This window comes from Ideonella sp. P3_A4, assembly GCF_056403075.1.
On record NZ_JBFUGE010000404.1, the window covers coordinates 1 to 5469 of the forward strand.

Genomic DNA, 5469 nt, shown 5'->3' on the forward strand with positions numbered 1-5469 from the left:
GTGTTGCCATCGACCGCCAGGCCAAATCCCAGGCCTCGGGATTGACGCTCGCCCAGCGGCCCTGTCTGGCGGCCGCGGGTGCCGTCGAGCAGCAGGCCGCCATCGACGTCGACGCGGGCGATCACATGGTTGAACGCGAGCGGGCTGGGCAGCAACTCGGGCACATCGTTGCGCAAGAACGTTGACACCAGCACCGGGGTGGCGGCGACGCCTTGCGCCCTCAACAGCGCGATCAGCAACGTCGTCTTGTCCTTGCAGTCGCCGAAGCGTTGCTTCAACACCGCTTCGGGCTCGGCGGGACGATGCGAGTTCGCGCCGATTTCGGTACCGAAGTAGCGCACCTCGGTTTGCACGAAATCGAGCGTGCGGCGCACGCGCTCTGCCGGGTCGTTGCCGGCGGCTTGCTGCAGGCGATCGGCTTGAGCCCGCACGGCTGGGCTGGGCGAGTTTCCTGCGGCAGAGAAGACGCGGGTGCCCCACCGCGTGACTTCAGCCCAGTCGGAGAATTCGCTGAACTGCAGTTGGTCCGGCAGGTAGACGCTGGCCGGTGCGTAGGGATCTTGCTGGAACTGCGGCGCGCCGACGCGGCGAATCAACGTTTCGCGCCAGCCGGCCTGGTCGCGGCTGCTGACTTCGTGGCGCGAAGGATCGGCACGCAGGTGGATGTTGCGGGATGTCGGCGCGAGCAGGCGGTAGCGCAGCAGCGCGGTCGGGCCGCGGGAGTTCAGCGTCCATTCGGTGTCGACGAACTTGCCTTCGAACACCGGGTTGGCTCCGCGCAAGGTGTACGCAAACTCGACCCGATCGCCGACACGCACATCGTCGAGCACGATGGACGCCGTGCGGCGGCCATCGACCATCTGCCGCTCGAGCTGTGCTTCACGGTGCAGCAGTTGCACTTTGCGGGTCGGCAGTTTGTCGATGCGCGCGCCGTTGCGCCAGACCTCCAGCGTGTGCAGTGCCAGCGTCTGATAACTGGGATCGAAGTCGATCTGGATCTGTGACGCTGATTCGAGGCCACCGCTCTCGTTGACCTGCCGCACGATGTGGACGAACTGGCTTTGGTCGTCGCGGTCCAGCCGGGTCTGCAGGTCTTCCAGCAGCACGTGTATCGGGGCTCGCGGCAACTGGGCAACCAGGGATTGATCGACGGTTTGAGCCTGAACCCATGAGGGTGTCGGCTCCAAGGCATAGCCTTCTTCCGACTTGGCTGACGGGGCCTTGACCGCAGGCGTGGAACGCTTGGCCGGTGCGGTGGCCTGCGCATGCACTGGGCCGGCGAGCAGCAGCGCGGAGATGAATCCCGCCCAAGCCAGGCGGCGCTGCACATGGCAGGCATTGGTGAGGCGGTGCCCCATGGTTGATCCCTCCCGAGACCCAAAGTGGTCGACAAAACAAATTGCGCCCGGCGCACTGGTCGAGACCGGGCCAAGGCGAGGCCGGAAAGATCGGCCAGCCGGGTCGTCACCGCCCCACAAAAGGGTGGCCGTCACCGTTGTTTCCAAGTGTGACAGCGTCATGCTCGTTTGCGTCGCAGTGGCGCCTTGAAGTGGGCACCCTGTGACAGCAGTTCACGAACTTCCGGCGCCGAAGTGCGACCCGGAGCGTCAGCCTCAGGCCCAAGGCTCCATGTGCGGCGCCATCACCTCTGCCAGCCAATCCATCACCGCCCGCACACGCTGCGGCAGGTGGCGACGGTTGGCGTAGAGCAGGTGCACCGCCATCGAAGGTGCGCGGTGCTCGGGCAGCACCTCGATCAGCGCGCCGTTGGCGACCTGCGCCTGCACGCCGTGTTCAGGGGCCTGGATCAGGCCCAGCCCGGCCAGGCAGGCGGCCTGGTAGGCCTCGGCGTTGTTGACCGTCACCTGGCCGACCATCGGCACGATGCGCACACTGCCGTCCGCATCCGCAATCTCGAAGCCATCGGGCCGGGCACCGAGCACCGGCACGTAGTGCACCAGCTGGTGCCGGGCCAGGTCTTCGGGCGATTGCGGCGTGCCGTGGCGTGCGAGGTAGGCGGGGCTCGCGCAGTTGATCATCCGAAGGCGCCCGAGCGGCCGCGCGATGAGGCCGCTGTCCAGCAGCGCACCTACGCGCAGCACGCAGTCGAAACCCTCGCGCACCAGATCGACCCGGCGGTCGGTGCTGCTGATCTCGACTTCCAGCTTGGGGTGGCGCTGCAGGAGCTCGGGCAGGCGCGGGATCACCATGTGGCGCGCAGAGCCGGTCGACATGTCGACCCGCACGYGGCCGCTCAGCTCTGGCGCGCTGCGTTGGAACAGCGTCTGCAGCTCGTCGACATCGGCCAGCAGGTCGCGGCAGCGCTCTTGAAACGCGAGGCCGTCCTGCGTCAGCTGCACCTTGCGCGTGGTCCGGTGCAGCAGCCGCGTGCCGAGGTGGTTTTCGAGCGCCTGGATGGTGGTCGAGACCTTGCCTTTCGGCCAGCCCAGACGATCGGCCGCCTGGGTGAAGCTGCCCAGCTCGGCGACTTGGACGAAGGCGTTCAGTTGGTCCAGCAAGCTCATGGCGCGTCTGTTGACTGTTCTTCTTGTGAGAACAAATTGATCGAATATTGGTAATTTATCAGCGCGAGGTGAATCAATAAAGTCTCGTCATCGCTTCTCTTTCACCCCTGCACAAGGACTCGCCATGACGACCGTTGCCTCCATCCCCTCCCTGAAGATCGCCCTCGTCACCGGTGGCAGCCGTGGCCTGGGCCGCGCTGCGGCGCTGCACCTGGCGCGCCAGGGTTTCGATGTGCTGTTGACCTTCCGCTCGCGTGCCGATGAAGCGGCCGACGTGGTGTCGCAGATCGAGTCACTGGGCCGGCGTGCGCTGGCGCTGCCGCTGGACACCAGCAGCACGACAGGCTTCGCCGCCTTTGCCGATCAGGTGCAGACCGCGTTGTCGCAGCACTTCGGCCGCTCGGACTTCGACGCGCTGGTCAACAATGCCGGTGCTGGTGTGCACGTGCCGCTGGCCGAGACGACCGAGGCCCAGTTCGACCAGATGTTCAACATCCACCTGAAGGGCGTGTTGTTCCTGACGCAGCGCCTGTTGCCGTTGCTGGCCGATGGCGGCCGCATCCTGAACGTGTCCTCCGGCCTGGCCCGCTTTACCTTCCCGGGCTACGGCGCCTACGCGGCGATGAAGGGGGGCATCGAGGTGATGACGCGTTACCTGGCGAAGGAACTGGCGCCGCGCAAGATCACCGTCAACGTGGTGGCGCCGGGCGCGGTCGAGACCGACTTCGGCGACGGAGCGGTGCGTGACAACGTGCAGCTGAATGCGGCGATCGCCGGGCAGACCACGCTGGGCCGCGTCGGCCGGCCAGACGACATCGGCGCGGCGGTGGCGATGCTGCTGTCGCCGGGCAGCGGCTGGATCACCGGCCAGCGCATCGAGGTCTCGGGCGGCATGGTGCTCTGACCGACTTTGCGTTACGCGCTCGCTGCGGGGCGGTGGCATCATGCCCCGCTTTGCAACCGTGGGGACGCGACGGATGAATGGCGGCAGGTTGAATGAGCAGGTGTCGATTCGGCGGCTGTTGACATGGCTGGCCGCGGCGAGCCTCGCCGCCTGCAGCCAGGCGCCGGTTCAGACCAACGCGCCAGAAGACCTGCCGCGTGCCCCCGAGGCGGCCACCGGCTTGGCCGCTGCAGCCGCCCCGCAGCGTTGGCAACACTGGGCTGTGGCGAGCGCGAATCCGGCAGCCAGCGAGGCTGGCGCGGCGATGCTGCGGCAGGGCGGCAATGCGCTCGACGCAGCAGTCGCCGTGCAACTGGTGCTGGCCCTGGTCGAACCGCAGTCCAGCGGGCTGGGTGGCGGCGCATTTCTGCTGCATTGGGACGGCGCCGGCTTGCAAGCCTGGGACGGTCGCGAGACCGCGCCGGCGGCGGCCACCGAATCGCTGTTTCTCGATGCCGCTGGCCAGCCGATGACGTTCGATGCCGCGGTGACCGGTGGCCGATCGGTGGGAACGCCCGGTGCCGTGCGGATGTTGGAAGCGGCACACCGACAGCATGGCCACTTGCCGTGGGCAAAACTGTTCGAGCCGGCGATCGGCTTGGCAGAGAAAGGCTTCGTCGTCGGCCCGCGATTGGCGGGTTTGCTGCGCAGCGCCGATGCCGAAGCCTTGCGTCGCGACCCTCAGGCCACGGCTTACTTCTTCCGCCCCTCGGGCACTGGGCCGGCAGAGCCGCTGGCCGCCGGTGAGCGGGTGCGCAACCCGGCCTTCGCAGCTGTGCTGCGCCGCCTCGCGGCCGAGGGCAGCTCAGCCTTGCATCAAGGCCCGGTCGCGGCGGACATCGTGGGCCGCGTGCGCCAGTATCCCGGCAACCCGGGCGTGTTGAGCGAGTCCGATCTCGCGGCCTACCAGCCCAAACAGCGCGAGGCGATGTGCACGCTGTGGCGCCATCGGTACCGCGTCTGTGGCTTCCCGCCGCCGTCGTCCGGCTACATCGCGGTGATGCAGATGCTGGGCATGCTGGACGAGCTGACGGCGCCCCCGGCACCCCTGCAAGGCGGTGTGCCGAGCGCCGGTTTCCTGCACCGCTATGCCGAGGTGGCTCGCCTCGCATTTGCCGACCGAGCCCAGTACGTGGCCGACCCGGACTTCGTCGCGCCGCCTGCGGGCCGCTGGAGCAGCCTGATCGACGAGCCCTACCTGGCGCAGCGCGCGACGCTGGTCAACGATCGGCGCAGCATGGGCATCGCCACTGCGGGTGAGCCGACCCCGGCAATGAAGTCCAGCCAATGGGCACCGCAGCTCGATCAGCCAGAGTACGGCACCAGCCACATCAGCATCGTCGACAAGGACGGCCACGCGGTGTCGATGACAACCACCATCGAAGCCGCTTTCGGCAGCCGTGTGATGAGCGATGGCGGCACGGGCCAGCCGGGTGGCTTCTTGCTCAACAACGAGCTGACCGACTTCGCCTTTGTGCCGCGCGACGCGCAGGGCAAACCAGTGGCCAACCGCGTGCAACCGGGCAAACGGCCGCGTTCGAGCATGGGCCCGGCGATGGTCTTCGACACGCAAGCGCCGGCGCAGAAGCAGTTGACGATGGTGATGGGCTCGCCGGGTGGCTCGGCGATCATCCACTACAACGCGAAGACGCTGCTTGGCACGCTGGCCTGGGGGCTGTCGCCCCAGGCGACGCTGGACCTGCCCAACTTCGCCAACGACAACGGCGTGACGCGGTTGGAAGCCGGCCGCTTCCCGGCCGCCACACTCGAAGCGCTGCAAGCCCGCGGCCAGCGCGTGATCGAGCAGGACCTGACCAGCGGTTCGCAGGTCTTGCAGCGTGTCGACGGTGGCTGGCTGGGTGGGGCCGACCGACGCCGCGAAGGCGTGGTGGTCGGCGAGTAGGCGTTTTCGGCTGGCTCAGCCCTTGGCCAGCGCGCGCGCCACCTGCGGCACCAGCGGCGGGCCGGCGTAGATGAAGCCGGTGTAGACCTGCACCAGAT

At 67.8% G+C, this 5469-nt stretch carries 4 protein-coding genes; 2 read left to right on the forward strand and 2 right to left on the reverse strand.

Annotated features, from left to right (window positions below; all coding sequences use genetic code 11):
* A partial coding sequence (locus AC1DYI_RS25235; protein ID WP_477206883.1) for a DUF3857 domain-containing transglutaminase family protein occupies positions 1 to 1358 on the reverse strand: 1358 nt, incomplete at its 3' end.
* A gap of 255 nt (positions 1359 to 1613) precedes the next feature.
* Complete coding sequence (locus tag AC1DYI_RS25240; protein ID WP_477206884.1) at positions 1614 to 2525, reverse strand: LysR family transcriptional regulator; 912 nt, start codon at positions 2523 to 2525, stop codon at positions 1614 to 1616.
* A 124-nt stretch (positions 2526 to 2649) separates the two neighbouring features.
* Between AC1DYI_RS25240 and AC1DYI_RS25245 the strand changes: the two genes are divergently transcribed.
* Complete coding sequence (locus AC1DYI_RS25245) at positions 2650 to 3429, forward strand: SDR family NAD(P)-dependent oxidoreductase (RefSeq protein WP_477206885.1); 780 nt, start codon at positions 2650 to 2652, stop codon at positions 3427 to 3429.
* A gap of 73 nt (positions 3430 to 3502) precedes the next feature.
* Positions 3503 to 5371: a gamma-glutamyltransferase family protein gene (locus AC1DYI_RS25250; protein ID WP_477206886.1), complete on the forward strand. Its 1869-nt coding sequence runs from the start codon at positions 3503 to 3505 to the stop codon at positions 5369 to 5371.
* The last annotated feature ends 98 nt before the right edge of the window (positions 5372 to 5469 follow it).